The following is a 24128-nucleotide window of genomic DNA, read 5'->3' on the forward strand; positions in this document are numbered from 1 at the left end:
AGCAAGGCTGTTTGCCTCTTTTTTACCGATTGATCGGGTAACCCGGAGGTATATCACACACTCAACTGAAGTGATTGACTGACCTTTTGAAAATAGAAAAAAAGCATCCGACTAGCGGATGCTCCATAAAATCAGTTAGCTTACGTGGTGTGCTTACGTACTGGACTAACCCAAGTGCCGCTCCCATAACCCATAATTGTTTTAATTGCTGGAATTAAAGTCATTACTAAGGCTAGGGCGTTAACTTGCCAGTAAACGAGCATGTATAATGGCATGAAAATCAGGTATTTGAATTTACGTCCGCGGTCATCGACAATCAGTGCGGAAAGCAGTTGTAGCAATCCGGCAAACATTTCGAAGGTGACGAAGATAAAGGCCATACAGAACATGTGATATAACCGCTCATAATTACCTGTGAAGATAAACATGACAAATGACAGGACAAACAAGATAGTCGAGACAAAGAAGAATAATGACCAGATGATACTTAGCGTTTGATCAGTAATGAAGGCCATCTGTTTTAAGTAACGGCCTGGATGGCGCATGACGCGTCCGAAGTTAGTGAGTAAGACTTCGGTGCCACCTTTAGCCCAACGTTTCCGTTGATGGTAGAGGGCTTTAAGTGACTCTGGCACATTCATGTAAAAGAGAATGTCGGGTGAAAAGACGGTGGTCCAACCGTTAAGTTGATGGTCCCAGGCAATACTGATATCTTCAGTGGCCCGATCTTGACGGAATAAACCAACGTCGATTAGTGCATCACGCCGATACATGGTATTGGCACCGCTATAAGCGTACATATTACCTAGTGCGCTGACTTGGCTCCGTTTGATGACCCCAACGATACTTGAAAATTCAACAGTCTGTGATTTTGCAATTAATTTACTCCGGTTTTGAACATCCATGTTAGCGGTGACCGCTGCGACGTTCGTATGTTCTTCACCAATGAAATAATTCATATATTTCCAAAGGGCATCTGGTTCTGGAATCGAATCGGCATCATTGCTTAAAATGAACTCGCCCTTAGCAAAGCTGACGCCGACATTGAAGGCATGCGCCTTGCCTTAATTTTTTTCAATTGTGATGACACGCAGGTTCGCGTATTTCTTTTGCAGTTCCGCTAAGATTTGTGGGGTTTCATCGGTTGACCCATCATCCGTGACTAACACTTCAAAGTTGGTGTAATTCAAACTGTTCATTAAATAATCAATTGTGTGAGCAATCATGACCTCTTCATTGTGCGCTGGAATCATAATAGTGATGAACGGCTGATCCTTGGGGGCCAACTCGTAGAATTTCGTATGCCGATGCCGATAAACGGTTTGGTAACAAATGACGCCCATGAACCAGGCGAAGGCGCCTAAAATCGGATAGGAGACGAGTAACAGCAAGACGAAATTCCAGATACTTTCAAAAGGTTTTAAGGTTTGTAGGACTTCCATCAGCTACTTTTCCTCCTCTTTGTATAAGTCGTGAATTTCGTTAACTGCCAAATTTTGTTCCGGCTTCACGTGATAGCTCCGGACGTTTTCGCGAAATTCCTTGTTGCCGAACCGTGCTGTATAAAAAGCTTCCAAGTGTTGTTTACGCGCTAACATTTTGGGCTCATCATACTGAATGGCCTTTTCAACGTGCTGTTTGACACGGTGATTATTGTGAATCGTTGAAATAATAACAATAACGGCTAGAATAATAAAAGCGATGATAAAGAACCGGTCAAAAAAGTAGAAGAGCGTCCGACCTTCCTCGTAGCGCCAGGCATGCAAGAAACGTTGATTGTTGATCAGTAAGGTTGACGAAATTGTCCAGTAGACTGGTATTGCGACACAAATCCAAAAAACGATCGCCATGACTGTTTGCCAAACTTTAGTCCACAAGTGACCTTTGTCAAAATAGTTATCAATGACGTATTGTTTCATGATGTCGTTTTTATCAAGAGGTTGTTTCGTTTCTTTTTCTGACATATGAAGTTCTCCTTATAAGATTTATTTTTAACAGCTTAAATATACGCTTTCAGTAAATGATTGTGAATAAGCTTGCAAATTGTGGTTGAGTATAATTCTTGTAAACGTTGGTTGGCCGAAAAACTGGTTTGGTGACGAACCGTAACTGCTGCGGGGTGATCAATTGATGTAACGGCTTGATTAATAAAAGTTGCACATTTATTTAAAACCCTCTATTATTAAAAGATAACTGAATTTATCGTCCCAGTCATCGAAAAAAGGCGAGCAAGCCCCGCTATTAAAAGGGTGCCGGAGTATGATAAAATAAGCAGGTGGGGTCTGACTAAGTGTCAGTACCAATGACAACAGAAGTGAAGGGGAAAACGATGATAAATCAATTTAAACCAACTTGGATGATACCAGCAATCTATAATATTACCGCAGCGCAACTCCGTGAAAAGGGCATTAAGGCCGTGTTCGCCGATCTCGACAACACGTTGATTGCCTGGGATAATCCAGATGGTACCCCGGAACTTAAAAAGTGGATGCATGGGCTACAAGATGCCGGCATTCCTTTAGTTGTCGTTTCAAATAATTCAGAAAAACGGATTGCGAAAGCCTTAACGGCCTTAGGGCTACCATATGTGTCGCGAGCCTTAAAACCGTTACCATTTGGCATTCAAAAAGCGCGTCGCAATCTAGGACTACGTCAAAGTGAAGTAATCATGGTTGGTGATCAATACATCACCGATATGTGGGCAGCTCATTCAGCCGGCGTTCAAAGTGTGTTAGTCAAACCGTTGGTGACAACGGACGCTTGGAATACGCGGATTAACCGTTTCTTTGAGCAATTTATTAAAGCTCGGCTTGCCCATCGTTATCCAGAAAAGCATTTTCAGGAGGAACTTAAATAGTGAGTGAAACAACTCAAGAAACTTTATATTGTATTGGCTGTGGGGCAGCTATTCAAACGACTGACCCCGATGCAGCTGGGTATACCCCTGCATCAGCCCTCAAGAAATCGTTGGAAAATGAGTCACAAGACTTGTATTGTCAACGCTGTTTCCGGCTACGCCATTACAATGAAATCGTGCCAGTTAATTTAACTGATGATGATTTCCGGCGTTTGTTAGCGACGATTCGTGAAGCTGACGCCTTGGTCGTCTATGTCGTGGATATTTTTGACTTAAATGGGAGTATTATTCCTGGATTGCAACGATTTGTTGGGAATAATCCCGTCCTGTTAGTTGGGAATAAAGAAGATGTCTTGCCACGTCAATTACGGCGGACCAAGCTGCGTGAATGGATGAACCAACAAGTTCGTGCACAAGGAATTAAACCAGTCGATGTCGCATTGACTAGTGCTAAAAAAGGTCATGCCATTGATGACCTGCTGGCGATGATTGACAAGTATCGTCGGGGACGTGATGTTTACGTTGTCGGTGTAACCAATGTTGGTAAATCAACGTTGATCAACCGGATTATTGCGAATAACACCGGTTTAAAAGACTTGATTACGACGTCGCGATTCCCAGGCACGACCTTGGATAAGATCGAGATTCCGTTAGATGATGGGCATAAGATGGTGGATACCCCCGGGATCATCCATCAGGCACAAATGGCCCATGTTTTAAGTGGCGATGATTTGAAATTGGTTTCACCACAAAAGGAAATTCGGCCAAAAGCTTACCAGCTTGGCAATGGACAGACTTTATTCTTAGGCGGGGTAGCCCGTTTAGATATCGTGGATACTGTTAAGCCAGCCGGGATCGTCTATGTCGATAATAATTTGACCTTGCATCGTACTCGAACCGAAAACGCTGATAATTTCTACACGAAGCATGTTGGCGAGTTGATTACGCCACCAACTGGTGATGCGGTCGCTGATTTTCCACCACTAGTTCGGCATGAATTTAAAACGACTGAAATTAGTGATGTGGTCTTTGAAGGCCTAGGTTGGGTCACCGTACCGGCAGAGACTCGAGTAGCCGGTTGGGCACCTAAAGGCGTGGACGTGTTAACGCGGCCCGCAATGATTAATAAGAACTAGGAGAATTTAATGGAAAACTTACGAGGAAAGCAAAAACGTTATTTACGGAGTCAGGCACATCATTTACGCCCACTATTTTCAGTTGGGAAAAATGGTCTGACTGCCGACTGGCTTGAACAATTAGTTGGGGCCATGGATAAACGTGAACTGATCAAAGTAAATATTTTACAAAACTCAGATGTCACGATTGAAGAAGTTAAAAATGCGATTGAAAGCAAAACGCCAATTACAGTGGTGCAAACGATTGGTCACGTTTTAGTTTTATATTTACCATCATCACACGAAGAATTTCAAAAACTTTCATTAGAAGTCGCAAAGATCTAGGGAGGGATTTTTAGTGAAGACGGTTAGTCAAACCGCGACGAAAGTAATGGCAGAGGTTGTTACTGATTTACCACAACGTCGTGTTGGCATTATTGGCGGAACGTTCAATCCACCGCATTTAGGTCATTTAATTATGGCGCAGCAGGTGGGTGATCAATTGGGATTGGATGAGGTTCGGTTTATGCCAGACGCGCAACCACCCCATGTTGATGAAAAAAAGACGATTCCAGCGCAAGACCGCGCGAACATGGTCCAGCGAGCAATTGCTGATAATCCGTTATTTAAACTAGAAACGGCCGAACTAAAACGTGGCGGTAAAAGTTATACTTATGATACGATGAAAGCGTTAAAGGCTCAGCATCCTGACACCCAGTACTACTTCATTATTGGTGGCGATATGGTGGACTACTTGCATACTTGGTCACGTATTGATGAACTCGTGAAGTTAGTGACGTTTGTTGGCATTAAACGAACCGGTTATCCAACGACGAGTCAGTATCCAGTTATTTGGGTTGATGCGCCGCTGGTGGATATCAGTTCGACGCAGATTCGCCACAAAGTCAGTCAGGGGCATACGGTCCGTTATCTCGTACCGGATGCGGTTGCTGAGTATATAAAGGAGCATCACTTGTATGAAACAAAACCAACCAATTGAATTCACTGAAGCACTTGTGCCATATACGCACGCTGAATTAGCCGCCAAGGTTGCTGAAAAGCTGACGGATAGTCGCTTCCAGCATTGCTTACGGGTTGAACAGACCAGTCGCAAACTTGCAGCACTGAATGGTGTCGATCAAGAACTAGCTGGGATTACTGGCTTGTTGCATGACTACGCCAAACAACGTTCCGATGAGACATTCATTAAGCTCATTAAAACGCGGGGCCTTGATCCGGCACTGTTGAATTACGGTAACGGCGTATGGCACGGTGTGGTTGGGGCTGAGTTAATTAAAGATGAACTTCGTATCTATAATGAAGATATTTTAAATGCTGTGCGATTGCACACGGTTGGCGCGCCATATATGCCTAAGCTAGCACAGATCGTTTTCATGGCCGACTTTATTGAACCAAAACGGGATTTTCCCGGGGTTGATGAAGCACGGCTAGTGACACGTAAGTCGTTGGCAGACGGGGTGCGTTATCAGATTCAACATACCCTGACTTACTTGATCAGTCAGGGCGCCCCAGTTTATCCGCAAACCTTGGCGACATATAATGCCTGGGTTGGTGGTGTTGGGACCGTACCAACCAAATAAAGAATGATTAAAGGGAGAATGACATGGATAGTAAAGAATTATTACAATTAACGGTCAAAGCGGCCGATGACAAACGGGCTGAAGATATCGTTGCCTTGGATGTTGCTCAAGTTAGCTTGATGGCAGATTATTTCCTCATTGTTTCAGCTGACTCCAGACGACAAGTTCAAGCGATTGCTGATAGCGTTGTGGAATTCATCCGCAAGGCCGGTTCAGATGTTAAGAGTGTTGAAGGTCGGACTGCCGGTGAATGGGTCCTGATCGACTGCGGCGATGTGATTGTACACGTTTTCCAAAAGGATGCGCGTCAACATTACAATCTTGAAAAATTATGGTCAGATGCGCCGTTAGTAGATGTTGATCAATGGGTAAACGCATGATCTACCAGACGTTTGCCGAACTTTACGACGAACTCTTCGATCCAGCCATGTACCAGCAATGGCTGGATTTTGTGCGTCGTGAATTACCAGATCAATCGGGAGAAGTCTTGGAACTTGCTTGCGGAACTGGTCGCCTAGCCGTGTTGTTGGCTCAAGCGGGGTATCACGTGACCGGACTTGATTTATCCGACAACATGTTAGCCTTAGCCGAACAGCACGCTGAGGAAGCCAATGTGCCACTGCCACTAATTGAAGGCAATATGTTAGATTTGAGTGAAATTGGTCAATTTTCCGCCGTGACTTGCTTTGCCGATTCATTTTGTTATTTGCAAGAGTTGTCGCAGGTACAAACCGCGTTCACACAAGTGGCGCAACATTTGACTGCGGAGGGCAAGTTTCTATTTGATGTAATTACGCCTTATCAAACGGATGAAGTCTACCCAGGCTATATGTATAACTATCGTGACGAGGAACGGGCATTCATGTGGACGAGCTATGCGAGCGAAGACTATGTGCATGGTGCCGAACACGATTTGAGTTTCTTCATTTGGAATGCTGATAAGCAGGCATTTGATGAAGTCAGTGAACTTCATCGTGAACGGACCTATGTGTTGGCTGATTATCAACAGGCTTTGGCAGCGGCTGGTTTCAGTCAAGTCAAGGTGACGGCTGATTTTGGTCAGCATGAGCCCGATGATAAAACAACGCGCTGGTTTTTTGAGTGTCAAAAGTAGGTGATTTAGCCGTGCAAGCAGTAGGTCTGATAACTGAATATAATCCGTTGCATAATGGTCATTTGTACCATTTACAACAGGCTAAAAAGTTGACTGGGGCTGATTGTAGCGTAGTCGTCATGAGTGGTAATTGGCTACAACGCGGCGAACCAGCAATTCTGGATAAATGGGCTCGGACTCAGCTGGCACTTGAAGCGGGGGCGGATTTGATCGTTGAATTGCCCGTTTTCTATGCCACCCAGCCGGCGCATTTGTTTGCCCGCGGTGGGGTTGAAATTCTAACTGCGCTCGGTTGCGAATCGTTAGTTTTTGGCACTGAACATCCAGACCTCAATTTTGAGGAACTAATGACGGCACTGCCAAAAACTCAGGCGGCCTTTAAACATTACAATGCTACCTATGCAACGCAGTTTAATACCGCTTTGCAGCAGTCGACGGGAGTGTCATTGACGCAAGCCAATGACATGTTGAGCTTTTGCTATTACTTAGCGAACCAACATTTCGGCAATCAGTTGAACTTGCTGCCAATTAAGCGACAAGTTGCGGTTCATAATGACGCAGCGATTCGTCCGGCCAGTGATTTTGCGAGTGGGACTGCGATTCGAGCGGCTGCCATTAATGCTGCGTGGGCTGAGATCCAGCCGGTCGTTCCGCCACAGACATTAGCGATGTTACAAACACAGCGATTACAGACTTGGGCGGACTTTTGGCCTTATTTAAAGTACCAATTGATGACGGCTGCGGTGACACAGACCCATCAGATTGATCAGATGGCTGAGGGCTTGGAATATCGGATGAAGGAAGTTGCACAAGCGGCAACGAGTTTTGAAGATTTGATGCGGCGTGCTAAGTCAAAACGTTACACCTATACGCGCCTGCAACGGGTCGCCACGGCGGCGCTGTTGCAACTAACCGCAGCTGAGGTTCAAACGGCGCAGGCACACAATTATGTGCGGGTGTTAGGATTCAACGCGACGGGACAAGCTTATTTACATCAAGTGAAGAAGCAATTAACGTTGCCACTTTATACGAAAATTAATAAAGCGCTGCGGTTACACGGGTTAGCCCTTGATTACCGGGCCGGACGCGTCTATGAAATGGTCAACGGTCAGTCGCAAGATCTTTATCGCCGCCCAATCATGTCTTCGGGTAATATTGGTTGACCCTGGGTGCTTTTCTTGTTATGGTGATGAACGTTGACGGGCATTTTGACCTGTCAAGGAAAAAACATTGACAAAGGATTTTTACACAGGTATAATTTATCACGTTGCATTAGGAGGTTTTTAAATGAAATGGTCGTTAGGGCAACTTAAAAGTTACCGTGAGGAGCCACTTCAGTTTGATGAAGCACTGGACTTAAAACACTCCCTGATGACGCGTTATCCTGAAATTATTGATGTCAAAGCCGTTCAGGCCAAAGGTATCGTTAGTTATGGTAAGGGTAGCGTGCTAATCTCAGCGAAAGTTGATGCCAACTTAACGTTGCCATCAAGTCGTTCGCTGACGCCCGTGGAAACATCACTGGCGTTTCAAATGACAGAATACTACGTGCCGAAGGGAACCGACTTAAGTCGATTCGAAAAAACCGACACGGTCATTTTCTTACCAGAAGATGATATTTTGGATTTTGATGTTGCTGTGGAGGATAACATTTTAATTCACATCCCCATGCAGATTCTTTCTGAAGCTGAGCTCAATGGTGAAGCCATGCCAACTGGTAAGGGCTGGGAAGTCGTTCGTGAGGAAGACTTAGCCAAGCAAGCTGAAGAACATAAAACTGTTGATCCGCGTTTAGCTAAATTAAAAAACCTGTTCCCTGATCAGGAAACTAAGGATTAAGTTAGTTAGACCTATCAAAAAACATCACAAACGTGAAATTATTTTAAGGAGGTGTTCGTTGATGGCTGTACCTAAGAGAAGAACATCAAAGATGCGTAAACGCAACCGTCGTGGTCATATTAAATTGGCTACGCCTAATTTGGCACCATGCCCAAATTGTGGTGAATTACGTGTATCTCACCGTGTTTGCCCTAGCTGTGGGTATTACAATGGTAAAGAAGTCGTTAAAGTAAACAACTAATTTCGATTTAGTTGATGAAAAGGCGCATCGCGGCCATGGCGCATGCTAATTTTCTTTACACAACGATTGTAAAAACTCGCTTCGGCGAGTTTTTTTGTGTCTTGATGTGAAAACTAATTTCTTCCTTCATGAAAAAATGTGAAATTATTTTCTAAAATCAACGCAAATTGCTTTAATTACGAAAGCGTTTTTGGTACGATAGTCACGTAGTAAAATTTGGGAGGCAAACAAAACATGAGTAATGAAAAACCACAAATTGGCGTCATTGGTATGGCTGTCATGGGTAAGAACTTGGCTTTGAATATTGAAAGCCGTGGTTACAAGGTTGCAATCTTTAACCGGACTGGTGCTAAGACGGAAAAGGTTGTCAAGGACCATGCTGACAAACAATTGGTTCCAAGTTACAAGATTGAAGACTTCGTTGCGTCACTTGAAACGCCACGTCGGATTATCATGATGGTTAAAGCTGGGAAGCCAACGGATGCTGTGATTGATGAATTATTACCATTATTAGATAAAGGTGATGTCTTGGTTGATGGTGGGAATACCAACTTCAACGACACCATGGCCCGCAATGCCCGCTTGGACAAATCCGGGATTAACTTTATTGGTATGGGTGTCTCCGGTGGTGAATTGGGTGCCTTGCAAGGCCCATCATTGATGCCAGGTGGTCAAAAGGAAGCTTATGACTTAATTGCACCAATCTTGGAAAAGATTTCTGCTAAAGCCCCTCAAGACGGCAAACCATGTGTCACTTATATTGGTGAAAATGGTGCTGGTCATTACGTTAAGATGGTCCACAATGGAATCGAATACGGTGATGAAGAATTAATTGATGAAAGTTACAACATTATGCGTAACGTCGCTGGTTTATCAGTTGACGACATGGCTAATGTTTTCACTGAATGGAACAAGGGTGAATTGAGTAGCTACTTGATTGAAATTACCGCAGACATTTTGACTCGTAAAGATGATTTAGGCGCGGACAAGACTAAGCCAATCGTTGACATGATCTTAGATCGTGGGAACAACAAAGGAACTGGTAAGTGGAGTTCCGAAGACGCTTTGAACGTTCAAGTCCCACAATCTGTCATTACGGAAGCCGTTTATGCACGCTACATCTCAATGATGAAGAACGAACGGGTTGCTGCTTCTAAGAAGTTAGCTGGTCCTAAGAATGACGTCAAGTTACCTGCTAAAGAAGAATTAGTTGAAAAAATTCGTGAAGCCTTATACTTCAGTAAAATCATGAGTTATGCTCAAGGTTTTGAACAATTACGTTTTGCCGCTGAACATTACGGTTGGGACTTGAAGTATGGCGAATTAGCTCAGATCTGGCGTGCCGGTTGTATCATCCGGGCCCAATTCTTGCAAAACATTACCAATGCTTTTGACAAGAAGCCTGACTTGAACAACTTATTGATGGATGATTACTTTGCTGATATTGCAGCTAAATATCAACAATCAACACGTGACGTTTTAAGCTTGGCGATTCAAGCTGGCGTTCCAGTGCCATCATTCAGCGCCGCCTTGTCATACTACGACTCATATCGGGCCGAAGTTTTACCTGCGAACTTGTTACAAGCACAACGGGACTATTTTGGTGCACATACGTATGAACGGACTGATCGTGAAGGATCATTCCATTACACTTGGTATGAAGAACAATAAAAATTAGGCAAATAAAAACGGGTCTGAAAAGTTAAATAACTTTTTGGACTCGTTTTTTGTTGTAAAACCAATTTATTTATATGTTACCAAATGGTGCCGCCTAAAATCGTAGCGGCAGCAATGCCCCAGTAGTATTCAGAGGTTCGCGTCGTTTGGGAATATAATGTGTTGATGGCTTGAATTGGCTGTTGCATGTGTTTTCGCGTAGCATCGAGCATGAGCGCGTTGACGCGCGGTGCGGTTAATAAACAATTTTCGTATTTTGCTAGTTCTTGTGCACAATGCAATAAGTGTGTTTCAAGTTCTTGGTCTTTGGCAACTTCTGGATCGTCGTAGGCGACACTAATTTGTTGTAGCAGGTGTTCAGCTTTCGGATCTTTTAACATGCGATCATCCCCTGTATGTGCAAAGTATAGCACCGTCATTTGTGAAAGGGCAGCGATAATGACTGCGGTGAAGACTTGCGTAAAATTTAAATTCTAGTAGGATAAAGACTATGACAAAACAAATTCAAAAAAATGAAGCCAGCTTGAAAGTGTTCAAAGCACTAGCAGACCCGATTCGATTGGAAATTATTCGTTACTTGAATGGTTTGGACCATGAAGTTGCTTGTGGTGAAGTTGGTCATGCTATGCAGATTAGCAAAACTTCTGGTTCCTATCATTTCAAAATTTTACAGGAAGCCGGACTAATTACAGTTCAGAAGATTGCCCGTGAAAAATATGTTCAGTTAGACCGGTCGACCTTTGACCACTATTTGACTCATTTTTGGCAAAATATTTAGGCAATTAGACCAATCAAGAGGAGCTCACCAAGAGTTGCTCTTTTTTATTTTGGGTATTGTCAGCTAGTAATGGGCATGCTATCTTTAAATAGTTCAAAAATATTTGAACTATTTTTCGACATTGGGGAGACGAAAAAGATGACTGGACAAGTAATTAACAAACGATGGGTATTGTTGTTAACTTCGCTGGGATTTTTCATGGCAATGATGGACACAATGATTGTGACCACGGCTTCAACTGCGATTCGAACGGATTTTCACATTTCAGTTAAGTCGTTGCAGTGGGCGTTGAATGCGTATAATATCACGATTGCTGCTGTGCTACTCGTGGGAGTTGCCTTAGGGGAACGCTGGGGACGACGACGGCTTTACAATTTGGGGATGTTTGTTTTCACAATTGGTTCAATCCTCTGTGCTTTGGCAACTAACATCAATTGGTTGATTGTTGCACGAATTATCGAGGGGCTGGGGGCTTCAGTGATGACGCCGATGTCGATGGCTATTTTGACGGCTGCGCTGCCAGCAGAACAACATGGTCGTGCGCTGGGAATTTGGAGTGGCATTGGTGGTTTAGCGTTAATTGTGGGGCCATCATTAGGTGGCTTCATCGTGTCTCAGCTGACTTGGCAATGGATCTTTTGGATAAATGTGCCGATTGGGTTATTGGCAATCGGGTTATCTCAGCAATATTTACCGGAAAGTCGGGGGAAGGCGGCCCCAATTAGTCTTTTGGATAATAGTTTGATCATTGTCGCTTCAGCAGGGCTAATTTGGGCATTGTCAACTGTGGGCGATTCGTTAGTGGGAAAGCGGCTACAAATGGTACTTGTGATTGGTTTGATTAGTCTTGGCTGTGGGAGTTGGTTCATTTATCGTCAGTCGCAAGCACGTGAACCAATGATGCCATTAGCGCTGTTCAAAAAACAGGCTTTTACAGGTGGTAATCTTGCAACTGCCTGTCTTTATGGTGCGATGTATGGGGTGGTATTCTTTTTGCCACAATATTTACAAGTCAGCGGACATGCCAATGCCTTAACTGCTGGGCTAGAATTGTTACCATGGACGGGAACGTTGGTGGTCGTCGCACCTTTTGCAGGTCGGGCGGTAGATCATTTTGGTGAACGTAATGTTGCCACGCTTGGGCTATTGCTTCAAGGGTTAGGATACATATTGTTAGCTTTACTTGCTTATCAGCGTTACGTTTGGTTGGTTATGCCGCTAATAATCGCTGGAGCGGGATTATCAATGGCTGGGCCAGCACTGCAAAAGGCGGTGATTGGTGCAGTGCCACGTTTGATGATCGGCAAGGCTTCGGGAATCTACAATGTTTTTCGGTTACTTGGTGGCGCATTGGGCACGACGATTGCCGTAATTATCTTTTACGGTTTTCACGGTTCCACGTTTATCAGTGCTTTTCAGGCAACGATGGTTGGCACTGCAGGGGTGTCGCTGTTGGGTATGATTTGGTCAAGGCAATTAAAAAAGGAATGAGCATGAGTTAATCAGGTTTTGTGATAATTTAAGGTTAGCGGTACAACACTGATCGTTATAGTGTTGTGCCGCTTTTTTGTAAATTGTGGTTTAATAAGGCTAAGAACGATACAGGAGATGGCCGGTATGCAAATGGATGTAGTGGGAACAAGTTTGTCTTTTGAAGTGAGTGAGGTAACCAGTTGGGACCCAGACAATTCGTGGACGAATGCTAAGATGAGTGTGAAAAACGAGTTTTTTGATTTTGAGATTGAACCGTCATTTGTGACCTTTCAAGAATTGAAAGAACTTCAACGGGACCTTACCGGATTGATCAACCATGACCTACCTCAGTATGTGAAAATTTATATGATTGAGCCGTACTGGGAGATTTATTTAGATCCTAATCCAGATGCTGATGAGTGCTGTGAATTTTGGTTTTATCCCGAGATTGGCGGTGGTTTCACAGATCAATACTATTGTTTGCCATTGACCATAGCAGAAGCTAATCATTTCTTGAATTATTTGAATGAACAATTACCAAAACTACCTAAGACGGGGCATTAAACGTGAAACGAACAAACGTTTGCGTTAAAATTAAAAGAGTTATTTTTTTGAGAGTAGGTGAGTGAATGCGCCAAGAATCACTATTCAATCCAGAACATGCGGCTAGTAGCCCGTTAGCGTATCGGGTGCGGCCGACAACTTTAGACGGTTTCAAGGGTCAAGAGCACCTGTTAGGTCCTGGGAAGATGTTACGACAATTGATTGCCGAGGATCAATTACCCTCATTGATTTTCTGGGGGCCACCCGGTGTCGGCAAAACAACCTTAGCGGAAATTATCGCCCAACAAACGAAGTCGCACTTCATCACATTTAGTGCGGTCACGAGCGGGATTAAAGAAATCCGTAAGATCATGGATGAAGCTGAAGCTAATCGAGATTTTGGTGAGAAGACGCTGGTTTTCATCGATGAAATTCATCGATTTAATAAGGCCCAGCAAGACGCATTTTTACCATACGTTGAGCGGGGGAGTATTACTTTGATTGGTGCGACCACTGAAAATCCGTCGTTTGAAATTAATGCTGCGCTCCTATCGCGCTGTAAAGTGCTCGTTTTAAAAGAATTATCTACGGCGGCGTTAAAAGGTGTGTTGCAGGCGGCTTTAGATAATCCGAATGGTTTTCCAGACTTAACCGTTCACTTACAAGCAGATACCTTGCAGTTGATTGCTGAATTTGCGAACGGTGATGCCCGGATGGCTTTGAATACGTTGGAAATGGCCGTCTTAAATGGTGAACGCGAGGGCCATGATGTGACCGTGACCGAAGCTGGTTTATATCAGTTGATCAATACCAAATCATTACGATATGATAAAAATGGTGAAGAGCATTATAATGTCATTTCAGCGCTTCACAAATCAATGCGGAATAGTGATGTGGATGCGGCTATTTATTGGCTGATGCGGATGCTAAAAGGTGGCGAAGACCCGTTGTATATCGCTCGCCGGCTGATTCGGTTTGCGAGTGAGGATGTTGGACTGGCTGACCGCCAAGCCTTGCCATTGACGGTTGCCGCGTTTCAAGCATGCCAATTAATTGGGATGCCAGAATGTGATGTTAATTTGACGGAAGCCGTTACTTACTTAGCCTTGGCTCCGAAGTCAAATGCGTTATACATGGCTAAAGCTGCGGCTCAGGCAGATGTGAAAGCCAAAGGAAATCTACCCGTGCCACTCCAGATCCGCAATGCGCCAACTAAATTAATGAAAGATTTAGGGTATGGTGATCATTACCAATATGCGCACGATACCGACGATAAACTGACAGATATGACTACGATGCCACCAGAGTTACAGGGGCAGACTTACTATCATCCAACCGACCAAGGACAAGAAAAGGCTTGGCAGCAACGTTTAGCTGCAATTAAGCGTTGGCATGCGGAACATCCCAAGACTGAGGATAACTAATCTGATGGTGCCCGAACTTCAAAATTGCAATTGCGTGTAAACCGGTTAAAATGAGAGCTAAATGAAGGCTTGGCTAAATTTCGGGTGTAGGAAATTTACCGTATTCATGTTAAAATAACATGTTGTACATGTTTGTTGAGAAAGTCTCTCATAAAAACACGGTGTCGCACGATTGTTAGATAAGTTGAATATTAGGAGTGACTAAAAGTAAATGAGTCGAATATTAATTATTGAGGATGAAAAAAACCTCGCCCGCTTTGTCGAACTAGAATTAAAGCATGAAGGTTATGACATTCAGGTTGAATACAATGGCCGTAAAGGGTTGGACGCAGCCTTAGGTGAAGATTTTGATGCCATCCTGTTAGACTTAATGTTGCCCGAATTGAACGGGTTGGAAGTTTGTCGGCGGGTACGGGAAGTCAAAAACACCCCAATTATCATGATGACAGCTAGAGATTCAGTCATTGATCGTGTCTCTGGTCTGGATCATGGGGCCGACGATTATATCGTTAAGCCATTCGCAATTGAAGAATTGTTAGCACGCTTACGGGCACTGCTACGTCGAATCGATTTGGAAAGCGAACAACAAAGTACCAAGCAAACGACCGTAACTTATAAAGATTTAACGATTGAAAAAGAAAACTTAGTCGTTAAGCGTGGTGATGAAGTCATCAACTTGACGAAGCGTGAATACGAATTATTATTGACCTTAATGGAAAATATTAACGTCGTCTTAGCGCGTGACGTCTTATTAAATAAAGTTTGGGGTTATGAATCCGAAGTTGAAACCAACGTCGTTGATGTCTATATTCGTTACTTACGTAATAAGATTGATCGTCCAGGTGAAAAGAGCTATATCCAAACTGTTCGTGGGACTGGATACGTGATTCGGTCGTAATGACTGACGAAAATCAAACGAACACAACGCAACGTAAACGTTGGTCGTTGAAATGGAAATGGGCGCTCGGGACCGCAATTGGGACCGCGCTCATTTTTATTTGTTTTTCATTGTTGGTGTATAAGAGCTTCACGAACCTCTTGATCCGGCAAGAACAACGCGATGTTGCAAGTGCGGTGTCTACGATTCAGCAATCGTTGCGCACTGAATCAACGGGACTCACCATTAAATCGGTAGCGGCAAAACTTCAACCAGAGGCGAATGTTGAACCGGCGGATGGAATGGAAGCCCGCAAGCATGGTGCCTTACAAACGAAGATTTTTTCCGACTCTGAATTAACAGCGTTGTCGCGGACTAATTTAGCGGTTACAGTCTATGACCCAGAAGGAACTACGCTATATATTTCACGTAAAGATGCTCATGAATTTAAAAAGAATGCTAACCGAACCATTCAGATGATTGGTCACGGTAGCAACTCAGAATTAGTGGGACGAGCGCCGATTCATGCGGCTGCCAATCATAAATTGATTGGGTATGCGCAGGTCACAGATGACTTGGCAGACTATCATAATACGACACATAATTTAATGTGGATCTTTATTGTGATGACGTTGATTGCCATCTTTGGGGCCACTTTGCTGGGCTATTTCCTAGCGGCTTTTCTGTTACGACCAATGCGAAAAATTACGCAGACGATTAATGCCGTCAACTTGGATCCCCAAACAGATTCACGGGTGCCAGATTTAAATCGTAATGATGAATTATCTGATTTGGCGGTTTTATTTAATGACATGTTGGATCAAATGCAACGCTACATTACCCAACAACAACAGTTCGTTGAAGATGTGTCGCATGAATTGCGGACTCCGGTGGCGATTATTCAAGGACATATGGAATTGCTCAATCGGTGGGGGAAAGATGATCCACAAATTTTGGCAGAGTCCTTGTCAGCAAGCTTGTCTGAGACGCAGCGGATGCAGAGTCTGGTTCAAGAAATGTTAGATTTGTCGCGAGCAGAACAATTGGAAATCAACTTCAGTCATGAAACGACGGATGTCCAAAAATTGGTCACACAGGCGTTTAATGACTTCAAAATGATTCATCCCGATTTCATTTTCACATTCGATGATGATGTGAAACAGCCAGTTTACGCGCAGATCTATCGCAACCATTTGGAACAGATTCTCATCATCTTGTTGGATAATGCGGTAAAATATTCGACTAAACGTCAAGAAATTCACTTATCCTTATCAACGGATATTCGTTATATTGAAGTGGCCGTGCAAGATTTTGGTGAAGGTATCTCGAAAGATAACTTAGACCGGGTCTTCAATCGGTTCTATCGCGTCGATAAAGCTCGGAGTCGTGATAAGGGTGGGAACGGTCTTGGATTGTCGATTGCACAGCGATTAGTCGAAGGCTATCATGGTCGCATTAGTGTCGAATCCGTTGTGGGACAAGGGTCCATCTTCCGCTTCCATTTGCCAATTTTGAAAGATCCAAAATTGTTGGCAAAAGCCGAAGCCGATACGGATGCCGTTGAAAAGATTGCCAAGTCTGAGTTACCAGCTGGCATTCGGCCAGCGGTTCCTGATCCGGACGAACCACCTTTGGATGATCATGAACATGATTCAAATTCAATAAAATAACCTAATTAAGGCGTCTACGAGTTAATTGTGGGCGCCTTTAGTTTGTGAGATAAATGACTTGCAATGGTTTTCACAAGTCTCAAAGACTGTTATAGTGAAAGAGTAGTAATTTTAATCAGGAGGCGTAACAGTTGTCGAACGAAACAACATACAAGCCAATGACTTTCAAGATCTTTTTGCAATTCATTCGGCTGAATGCAAAAGCGGCTAGTGTCGTGCCGTATTTTATTGGGGCTCTTTTCTCAATTTATTATTTTCACGCGTTTAATTGGGTCAATTCACTGATCTATTTAATTGCACAAGTTTCGATTGCGTTATTCGTGACGGGATTCAATAATGTCCAAGACTACTTTTTGGCGGTCGATTTACATTATCGCGATACTTATAATATTATTGGGCGTGAGCACCTATCGCCTAAACGTTCGTTGCATTTAGTATTAGTTATGCTGGCAACGGCAATTATCTTGGGGATAGTGCTTGTCTTCAAAACGAATTTGCTATTATTGTTTATGGGAGCAGCGGCAATTGGCGTGGCTATTTTCTATACTTATGGTCCTGTGCCATTTTCACGTTTTCCGCTCGGAGAATTATTATCCGGGACGGTTGAAGGCTTTGGGGTCTTTTTCCTAACAGTTTATATGAATGTTGCGACACCTGTTTTGATGGGCTTCACGTTTGCCTGGCCACATTTTGCAATTGTTGGTAATTTACAAAACATTTTAGTCATGATTCTGGTCGGGATGCCTAATATTTTCTTGGTCTCTAACATTATGTTGGCTGATAATATCTGTGATGTTGATCAAGATGTGCGCAACAAACGATATACAGTGCCTTATTATATTGGCAAGTCCCGTGCCCTGAAGACGTATGATACCTTGGCATTACTTGGCTATGTGCCCGTGATTATTAGTGTGGCATTACAGTTATTACCAATTTATCAATTATTAGTCTTATTAGTGCTACCGAAGATTCTTAAAAACATTAAAGCTTTCAATGCTGTACAAATTAAAGAAACGACCTTTAATACTGCCCCACAAAACCTGATGCTTTTTCAAGGCATGCAGTTATTAGGGTTAATTATTGGGATCATATTCTAGCGTCTGCGAAGCGTCCAGTCATGGGCGCTTTTTTAGGTATTTCAGGTGATTTGCGGTCCAGAGCCACAACATGATGATTCCGGCGAGACCGACGGCAACCGTAAAGGCTAGTTGTGGCCCAATGAGATTATAGAGAAGCACAAGGCCGATACTACCAGCTGGTGCGCCGATCGTGACTGTTGTGCTGACGAGTCCAAGCACGGTTCCGGTTAGGTTTGGTGTAACGGTGGCAGTGAATAAGGCGTACATCTTTGGATCTAACTTACCAGTACAAAAGGCGGTGACAAATTGAGTTAGCAGGATCAAATTGATATTTGGCCATAACAGTAAGCCTAGGTAGACGCTACCGATCGCAATGGTGGTTAGTAAAGTGAGTTGGCAGAAGCTTAACTGATCCAACCAGGTCCGACGGGAAACACCACCAAGGACACTACCCACCACGAAAACGAGGTTCGTGAGTAAGATTGCTGTAGCATAGGGTAGCCCAAACTTGGGGGCGGCGGTGATAAAGTACAAGTTTAAAACGGTGTCCACACTCATTGCTAGGATGTTTAGTAACATGATAATTCCCAGGAAACTGATCGCCGGTAATTGTGTGGTTTGTTCGATCGCCCGTTTAGCTAGCTGCCAGATGGTGTTTAAACTGGGTTGCTTACTTGCAGCAACGCTGGTCATAATGGTTGGATAGCCAATAAATAGGCAGGCCGCAGCAAGCAGAAAGGTGACACCGTTGATTACACCAGCCAAGGCGTAGTTATGCGTTACCGCGATAATCAGCACGCCAAGACTTTGACCAACGGGAGCCATGAGGGTACCCACGCTTTGATTGATGCCAAAGGCCTGTTGGCGGTCCGCTGCGACCAACCGTTTTTGGACGATGACATTGAAAAGACTTCCACCATAATTACCAAGTAACGTGGCGAGTACATTCAAGGTGACAACGATTGTAAAACTGAGAACCGTTTGTTGGTTGATGATCAGGGCGAGTCCAAAGTACAGGAGGGCTTGTCCGAGTTTGGTCCCAATTAACCAAGTTGCCTTGGCTGTCGTTCGATCGGCTAAGTCACCCATGATGACGTTCAGCGCGTAGGGGGCAATTGTGGCGATTGATACAATTGAAACGAATAGTTTTGGTTGTACGAAGCTTTTGGCATACGTGAGTAAAATGATATTAAATAAACTCATCCCTAGCGTGGCAAAACAGTTCGCACTCGCTAGCGTTTGCAAGGTATGATTTTTAAGAATTGTGAGCATTTTGATCACCGTCTTTCTGGTTAATAATGGCATTATAGCCAATGGCGGTGTATGATGAGCATTAAAATAGTGGCATATATGCCACATGAGGATGTGAGCGGATGACTGATGGTTTAGGTGTCACGATTAAGCAATTACGATTGGCTAAAGGTCTAACTCAGGCTGGCGTTTATGGTGGGATCGTTTCACGATCATTTGCCAGCCGGTTTGAAAGTGGTCACAACGATATCAGTGCTAGTAAATTGTTTGAAATTTTAGATAATCTGGCAGTTTCGGTGGATGAGTTCCGTTTTATCCATCAGCACTACCAACCGTCGCCACTTGATCAAGCACTGAGCCAGGCAAATCGCTATTATGAGCAGCAAAATTTTCCAGCACTAAGTCAGTGGATCAGGTCACATGCCAAAAGTCCGCGAGCTTATGATCGCTTGGTGGCGAGTTATATGCAGATCGAATTATTGAGCTTTGATCGTGCCGAATTTGCGATGACCGACGCGGTGCGTCCAGCAGTACAGCATTTACAGCAAACACCGATGTGGACTTTACAGGAGTTGAAGTTTGTCAACTTGTTAGTGCCGTTGACCATGCACGATGCTGGTCTGACGGGGGTCGCGCAACTGAGGACTAAAATGGAACTTAATTGTCAACGGTACTGTACGCCTTGGGGCGATCCATTTAGAGTCTTAGGCGAGCTGTTAGCGTTTTACGGCACGACTTTTCAGGTTTTGTTAAGTGGTAAGGCCTTTGACCAAGCGCGCCAATTGCGGCCGAAACTGCTTGCAATTACGCCGGCCGAATTAGATTGGGATGGTCGCCTGACCCAGCAAGTCTGGCTGGCGTTGTGGGAATGTTATTTTGGCAATTGGCAGGCCGGACAAGACACGTTGAGCGAGATTATGGCGGTAGAAAAGCAACAACGGCCATTTTTGGATAACAATCTGCGCTCAATTATTCAGGTTAGAACAGCGGAGGCCCAGCAGTATCGGAAAGCATAAGAGTGGGACAAAAGGCGATCTGCTACCGAGCATAGCCTAGAAAGTCGAATGATTGGTATTTTCAATCGTTTGACTTTCGTAGCTACGTTGCATCCGTGATCTTTTGTTCCACGTTTCGGCTATAAATATTAGGAAAAACAAAAAGAGCCTGGGGTTGGTCCCAGGCTCTTTTAAATCTATTAATGATGATGACGTTGCTGTTTACCAGCATTACGGCCCTCATTTGGTCGTGCATTACGATTAGTTGGTCGGTTGGTTTCAACCGTTTGTTCAGTGGCTTTGACAGGCTTAGCTGCTGTCGGTGTTGGCGTTTTAATTGGATGCTTTTTGAGTTCTTCTTCCACCTCACGGCGAATCCGTGGACGGAAGTAGTTGATAATCAATGTTTGTAAGCAGGCGAATAATCCACCAACGAAGAAGTACAAGCCCAATCCAGCCGGAGCAGACATGGTCACAAATAAAATCATCACTGGACTAACAACTAACATCGTCCGCATGGTCTTTTTTTGTTCGTCTGGAATCCCAATCATTGACAAGTAACCTTGTGCCAAGTAAGACAAGAAGGCGAGTACAGCTAACAAGAAGCTCGAATGACCTAATGCGATGCCCATGAACTTCGCACTAGAAAGTTCTGGTGAATACCGAATCGCATAATACAAGGCCGAAAAGACTGGAAATTGAATCAGTAATGGCAAACAACCGATGCCACCGGTCATACTGATACCGTTGGCTTTGTATAAGGCCATCATATCGTTGCTGGCCGCTGCTTTTTCTTCCTGTGTCTTGGCTGCTTTTTGTCGTTCTTGAATGACAGCTAACTGTGGTTTGACGGCGGACATTTTTTCTTGTTGATATGTCGACTTACGTTGTTGGTTGATCATCATAGGTAATAAGATCAATCGAACAATTACGGTCAACCCAATGATGGCCCACCCATAATTGTTGCCGAAGAGTTGTGCTAACCACTGCATGACGGCTTGACCAGGTCGAGCTAAGTAGTCATAGACAAAGCCGTATGGTTTACCGTTTTTGACCTGCACACAGCCACTTAAGAAGAACACTAAACTAGATAGTGCCACTGTGACGGTGAGGGCTTTTTTATTTTTCACTAGATATTAATCCCCTTTAATTTAGTCATATAAACATGATGATACTAGAGACGGTAAGGGATTTCAATTAGTTATCCGAAAATTATGATAATTTTGCGGTTCAACGTCATTGACAATTAATTTGGTGACTTTCCCGAAATCAGTCGGTGATTGCTTAATGACATCGATAAATACTTGAATACGTTGATCTTCGCCTTCAGCTTCAATGAAGACGGAACCGTCCATTAGGTTGCGGACAATACCATTGACCCCACATTTATCCGCAGCGACCTTGGTTGCCCAACGAAAACCAACGCCTTGAACACGGCCACTGGCTTGTAACGTTACTGCACGCATGTTGTCACTTCCTTTTACAAAATGGTCCAGATGGGGCGATTGATAACCACACCATACTAATATAATAGCATGGAAATTCCTTCCAAGCGATATGCTATACTTATCATTAATAAACCAAGCAGAATAGGAAGTCCATGATGGAAAAAATAAATTCACTACAAAATGTTCACGTGAAGGCGTGGAAAAAATTACAGACAAAAAAGGGCCGCAAGCAACAGGGACTTTATTTACTAGATGGCTGGCATTTGGTCAATGAAGCAGTTAAAGCCAAAGTTTCGATTAAAACGCTGTTGATTACCGAAAAACAATTGGCAACGGAACCTGATTTAACTCATTTTCCAGCGTTGATTGAAATTTCAGAAGAAGTGGCCAGTCATATTAGTGCGACTGTGACCCCTCAAGGCGTTTTTGCGTTGGCGGTGCTCCCCAAGCCGAAGACGGATCCGTTAGCAAATCTAGATTTGAGTCGCCCTTGGTTGTTACTAGACAACGTGCAAGACCCAGGGAATATTGGGACGATGGTTCGGACTGCGGATGCCGCTGGTTTTGCGGGAGTGGCGTTCGGGACGGGGACCGTTGATATTCATCAGCCGAAGGTCGAACGAGCAATGCAGGGTAGTCAGTTTCATTTACAACTGATCAGCACGGATCTGACTGATTTTGTCAAATTACTGCAAGCCCAAGGTAAACCAGTCTACGGTTCTGAATTAAATGACCAAGCAGCGCAATACTTAGATATTGAGGCGCCAGCCAGCTTTGGTCTGGTCATGGGCAATGAAGGCAACGGCATGAGTGCTGAGTTGTTGGCGTTGACGGATAAAAATCTTTATATTCCGATAAAAGGTCGGGCAGAATCATTGAATGTAGCTATTGCGGCCGGAATCTTAATGTTTGGACTTTATCGTTAATTAGCCGCTTCCGTACTAACGAAAGGGGCAGCCTAAACAACTCGAGCTTGGTTAGAATTGTGGCCGAATTGGACAAAATACTTTCAAAGTTACTTACTTTTTAGTAGAATAGCGGTAGTTATTAGTAAAGGGAGCTTTCAATGAAAACCAATGTCTGGAAACAAGATTCCGAGTACGTGGCGCTTGTCGCCGATTTGTTGGCCCAACCAGCGGTGCAACATTTAGCTGATTTTACGCAACACCATCATTCGAATCGTTTAGATCATTCAATTGCAGTTTCATATGATAGTTACTTATTGGCAAAGAAGTGGCATCTCAATACTTCGGCTGTTGCACGTGCCGGATTATTACATGACTTATTTTATTATGATTGGCGTGAAACCAAGTTTGACTTGGGTTCGCATGCCTTTATTCATCCACGCGTGGCGCTACGTAACGCGGAAAAGTTAACGAAATTAACACCGATGGAAAAGGATATCATTTTAAAGCATATGTTCGGTGCCACATTGGCTTTACCTAAGTATCGTGAAAGTTTGTTAGTCTCTTTAGTCGATGATTATGAAGCAGAACATGAATTTTTTGGACCATTACGTAATAAGGTGGCCAAGCAATTAGATCGACTCCACGGAAAAGTATCTGCTGGTTAGATCGATAGCAGGATTATTGGAGGTCATGCAAATGTCAGAAATGATGCTAGAAACGGTTGAAGACGCGACCGTTGAATCCGAATTCGAACTGTGTCCTAAATTTGAAAAGACGTTCTCGATATTGGGTAAGAAGTGGAACGGCCTAATTATCGACGTTTTACTTGAAGATGGGCCCCAACGGTTTAAGAATTTAGCCCGCCGCATTCCAAAGTGCAGTGATCGGGTTTTAGTGGTGCGTCTTAAAGAACTGGAAGCAAATGGCATCGTTAGTCGCGTGACCCATTGTGATTCCGCGTTGATTGAATACCGGTTGACGGACAAGGGTGCCGACTTGAAACAAGTCATGGCAACGGTTCACAATTGGTCAGATAAGTGGTACAGTCCCGCAGAATCTTGCTAATAGGGCTTGACGCTGTGGAAACTTTGCCATAGACTTGCATAGTAGAACGAATAAAGCCTTGATGAGAAATAGTAATTAGTAGCGGCGTCTTAGGGAAGAGTGTCATCGATTGGAAGCACTCCGGCGACTAACGCTAACGAATTCACTCTCTGAGCTGAAATTGGACATTTAGT

At 43.8% G+C, this 24128-nt stretch carries 27 protein-coding genes and 1 pseudogene; 22 read left to right on the plus strand and 6 right to left on the minus strand.

Annotated features, from left to right (window positions below):
* Positions 1–140: 140 nt before the first annotated feature.
* A pseudogene (locus FFM64_RS07650) lies at positions 141–1442 on the minus strand (glycosyltransferase family 2 protein).
* Positions 1443–1445: 3 nt separating this feature from the next.
* Positions 1446–1964 carry a hypothetical protein gene (locus FFM64_RS07655; protein WP_137607422.1) on the minus strand — a complete coding sequence of 173 codons (519 nt, stop codon included), beginning with the start codon at positions 1962–1964 and terminating at the stop codon, positions 1446–1448.
* 365 nt (positions 1965–2329) lie between these two features.
* Here FFM64_RS07655 and FFM64_RS07660 point away from each other — a divergent pair, with 365 nt between their 5' ends.
* The 11 genes from FFM64_RS07660 to gndA all read left to right on the plus strand — a co-directional run bounded on the left by FFM64_RS07660 (position 2330) and on the right by gndA (position 10438).
* Positions 2330–2857, plus strand: coding sequence for a YqeG family HAD IIIA-type phosphatase (locus FFM64_RS07660; RefSeq protein ID WP_137607584.1), 528 nt, complete (start codon positions 2330–2332; stop codon positions 2855–2857).
* A complete protein-coding gene (gene yqeH, locus FFM64_RS07665; RefSeq protein WP_137607423.1) occupies positions 2857–3993 on the plus strand; it encodes a ribosome biogenesis GTPase YqeH in 1137 nt (378 codons plus the stop codon). The genes FFM64_RS07660 and yqeH overlap by 1 nt, the downstream gene beginning before the upstream one ends.
* Positions 3994–4002: 9 nt before the next feature.
* Positions 4003–4317 (plus strand): ribosome assembly RNA-binding protein YhbY, encoded by a 315-nt coding sequence (yhbY, locus tag FFM64_RS07670; RefSeq protein ID WP_137607424.1) that lies wholly within the window; start codon positions 4003–4005, stop codon positions 4315–4317.
* 13 nt (positions 4318–4330) lie between these two features.
* Positions 4331–4972, plus strand: coding sequence for a nicotinate-nucleotide adenylyltransferase (locus FFM64_RS07675; RefSeq protein WP_137607425.1), 642 nt, complete (start codon positions 4331–4333; stop codon positions 4970–4972).
* On the plus strand, positions 4950–5573 hold the full coding sequence (gene yqeK, locus FFM64_RS07680; protein WP_137607426.1) for a bis(5'-nucleosyl)-tetraphosphatase (symmetrical) YqeK: 624 nt from the start codon (positions 4950–4952) through the stop codon (positions 5571–5573). Before FFM64_RS07675 ends, yqeK begins: the two co-directional genes overlap by 23 nt.
* 23 nt (positions 5574–5596) lie before the next feature.
* A complete protein-coding gene (gene rsfS / locus FFM64_RS07685; RefSeq protein WP_137607427.1) occupies positions 5597–5953 on the plus strand; it encodes a ribosome silencing factor in 357 nt (118 codons plus the stop codon).
* Positions 5950–6687 (plus strand): class I SAM-dependent DNA methyltransferase, encoded by a 738-nt coding sequence (locus FFM64_RS07690; protein ID WP_137607585.1) that lies wholly within the window; start codon positions 5950–5952, stop codon positions 6685–6687. The genes rsfS and FFM64_RS07690 overlap by 4 nt, the downstream gene beginning before the upstream one ends.
* 11 nt (positions 6688–6698) lie before the next feature.
* Positions 6699–7850, plus strand: a complete 1152-nt coding sequence (locus tag FFM64_RS07695; protein ID WP_137607586.1) for a nucleotidyltransferase — start codon at positions 6699–6701, stop codon at positions 7848–7850.
* 124 nt (positions 7851–7974) lie between these two features.
* Positions 7975–8526, plus strand: coding sequence for a YceD family protein (locus tag FFM64_RS07700; RefSeq protein WP_137607428.1), 552 nt, complete (start codon positions 7975–7977; stop codon positions 8524–8526).
* A 61-nt stretch (positions 8527–8587) separates the two neighbouring features.
* Positions 8588–8767 (plus strand): 50S ribosomal protein L32, encoded by a 180-nt coding sequence (gene rpmF, locus FFM64_RS07705; RefSeq protein ID WP_137607429.1) that lies wholly within the window; start codon positions 8588–8590, stop codon positions 8765–8767.
* Positions 8768–9001: 234 nt separating this feature from the next.
* Complete coding sequence (gene gndA, locus FFM64_RS07710; protein ID WP_137607430.1) at positions 9002–10438, plus strand: NADP-dependent phosphogluconate dehydrogenase; 1437 nt, start codon at positions 9002–9004, stop codon at positions 10436–10438.
* A gap of 83 nt (positions 10439–10521) precedes the next feature.
* Here gndA and FFM64_RS07715 read toward each other — a convergent pair whose 3' ends face one another.
* Positions 10522–10824, minus strand: coding sequence for a bacteriocin immunity protein (locus FFM64_RS07715; RefSeq protein ID WP_137607431.1), 303 nt, complete (start codon positions 10822–10824; stop codon positions 10522–10524).
* 110 nt (positions 10825–10934) lie between these two features.
* On the opposite strand from FFM64_RS07715, the gene FFM64_RS07720 reads away from it, so the two are divergent.
* The 7 genes from FFM64_RS07720 to FFM64_RS07750 all read left to right on the plus strand — a co-directional run bounded on the left by FFM64_RS07720 (position 10935) and on the right by FFM64_RS07750 (position 18306).
* Positions 10935–11222 carry an ArsR/SmtB family transcription factor gene (locus tag FFM64_RS07720; RefSeq protein WP_137607432.1) on the plus strand — a complete coding sequence of 96 codons (288 nt, stop codon included), beginning with the start codon at positions 10935–10937 and terminating at the stop codon, positions 11220–11222.
* Positions 11223–11360: 138 nt separating this feature from the next.
* Complete coding sequence (locus tag FFM64_RS07725) at positions 11361–12713, plus strand: MFS transporter (RefSeq protein WP_137607433.1); 1353 nt, start codon at positions 11361–11363, stop codon at positions 12711–12713.
* 126 nt (positions 12714–12839) lie between these two features.
* Positions 12840–13259, plus strand: coding sequence for a hypothetical protein (locus FFM64_RS07730; protein WP_137607434.1), 420 nt, complete (start codon positions 12840–12842; stop codon positions 13257–13259).
* 65 nt (positions 13260–13324) lie between these two features.
* On the plus strand, positions 13325–14662 hold the full coding sequence (locus tag FFM64_RS07735) for a replication-associated recombination protein A (RefSeq protein ID WP_137607435.1): 1338 nt from the start codon (positions 13325–13327) through the stop codon (positions 14660–14662).
* Positions 14663–14873: 211 nt separating this feature from the next.
* Positions 14874–15560: a response regulator transcription factor gene (locus FFM64_RS07740; RefSeq protein ID WP_137607436.1), complete on the plus strand. Its 687-nt coding sequence runs from the start codon at positions 14874–14876 to the stop codon at positions 15558–15560.
* Positions 15560–17209: a HAMP domain-containing sensor histidine kinase gene (locus tag FFM64_RS07745; protein WP_137607437.1), complete on the plus strand. Its 1650-nt coding sequence runs from the start codon at positions 15560–15562 to the stop codon at positions 17207–17209. Before FFM64_RS07740 ends, FFM64_RS07745 begins: the two co-directional genes overlap by 1 nt.
* A gap of 158 nt (positions 17210–17367) precedes the next feature.
* Positions 17368–18306 (plus strand): 1,4-dihydroxy-2-naphthoate polyprenyltransferase, encoded by a 939-nt coding sequence (locus FFM64_RS07750; RefSeq protein WP_137607587.1) that lies wholly within the window; start codon positions 17368–17370, stop codon positions 18304–18306.
* An 18-nt stretch (positions 18307–18324) separates the two neighbouring features.
* Here FFM64_RS07750 and FFM64_RS07755 read toward each other — a convergent pair whose 3' ends face one another.
* On the minus strand, positions 18325–19560 hold the full coding sequence (locus tag FFM64_RS07755; RefSeq protein WP_137607438.1) for an MFS transporter: 1236 nt from the start codon (positions 19558–19560) through the stop codon (positions 18325–18327).
* A 101-nt stretch (positions 19561–19661) separates the two neighbouring features.
* On the opposite strand from FFM64_RS07755, the gene FFM64_RS07760 reads away from it, so the two are divergent.
* Positions 19662–20555: a helix-turn-helix domain-containing protein gene (locus tag FFM64_RS07760; protein WP_137607439.1), complete on the plus strand. Its 894-nt coding sequence runs from the start codon at positions 19662–19664 to the stop codon at positions 20553–20555.
* A 179-nt stretch (positions 20556–20734) separates the two neighbouring features.
* Here the strand turns inward: FFM64_RS07760 and yidC are convergent, their stop codons facing one another.
* Positions 20735–21664 carry a membrane protein insertase YidC gene (gene yidC, locus FFM64_RS07765; protein WP_137607440.1) on the minus strand — a complete coding sequence of 310 codons (930 nt, stop codon included), beginning with the start codon at positions 21662–21664 and terminating at the stop codon, positions 20735–20737.
* Between the two features lie 63 nt (positions 21665–21727).
* Positions 21728–22000, minus strand: a complete 273-nt coding sequence (locus tag FFM64_RS07770) for an acylphosphatase (RefSeq protein ID WP_137607441.1) — start codon at positions 21998–22000, stop codon at positions 21728–21730.
* A gap of 137 nt (positions 22001–22137) precedes the next feature.
* Here FFM64_RS07770 and FFM64_RS07775 point away from each other — a divergent pair, with 137 nt between their 5' ends.
* From FFM64_RS07775 to FFM64_RS07785, 3 genes are all read left to right on the plus strand, one after another.
* Positions 22138–22908 carry a TrmH family RNA methyltransferase gene (locus FFM64_RS07775; RefSeq protein ID WP_137607442.1) on the plus strand — a complete coding sequence of 257 codons (771 nt, stop codon included), beginning with the start codon at positions 22138–22140 and terminating at the stop codon, positions 22906–22908.
* 140 nt (positions 22909–23048) lie between these two features.
* Complete coding sequence (locus tag FFM64_RS07780) at positions 23049–23555, plus strand: HD domain-containing protein (protein ID WP_137607443.1); 507 nt, start codon at positions 23049–23051, stop codon at positions 23553–23555.
* A gap of 31 nt (positions 23556–23586) precedes the next feature.
* The gene (locus FFM64_RS07785) at positions 23587–23955 is read left to right on the plus strand and encodes a winged helix-turn-helix transcriptional regulator (protein ID WP_137607444.1); all 369 of its coding nucleotides are present in this window, start codon (positions 23587–23589) and stop codon (positions 23953–23955) included.
* Positions 23956–24128 lie beyond the last annotated feature (173 nt).

This window comes from Lactiplantibacillus daoliensis (genome assembly GCF_005405005.1).
GTDB classification, from domain to species: domain Bacteria; phylum Bacillota; class Bacilli; order Lactobacillales; family Lactobacillaceae; genus Lactiplantibacillus; species Lactiplantibacillus daoliensis.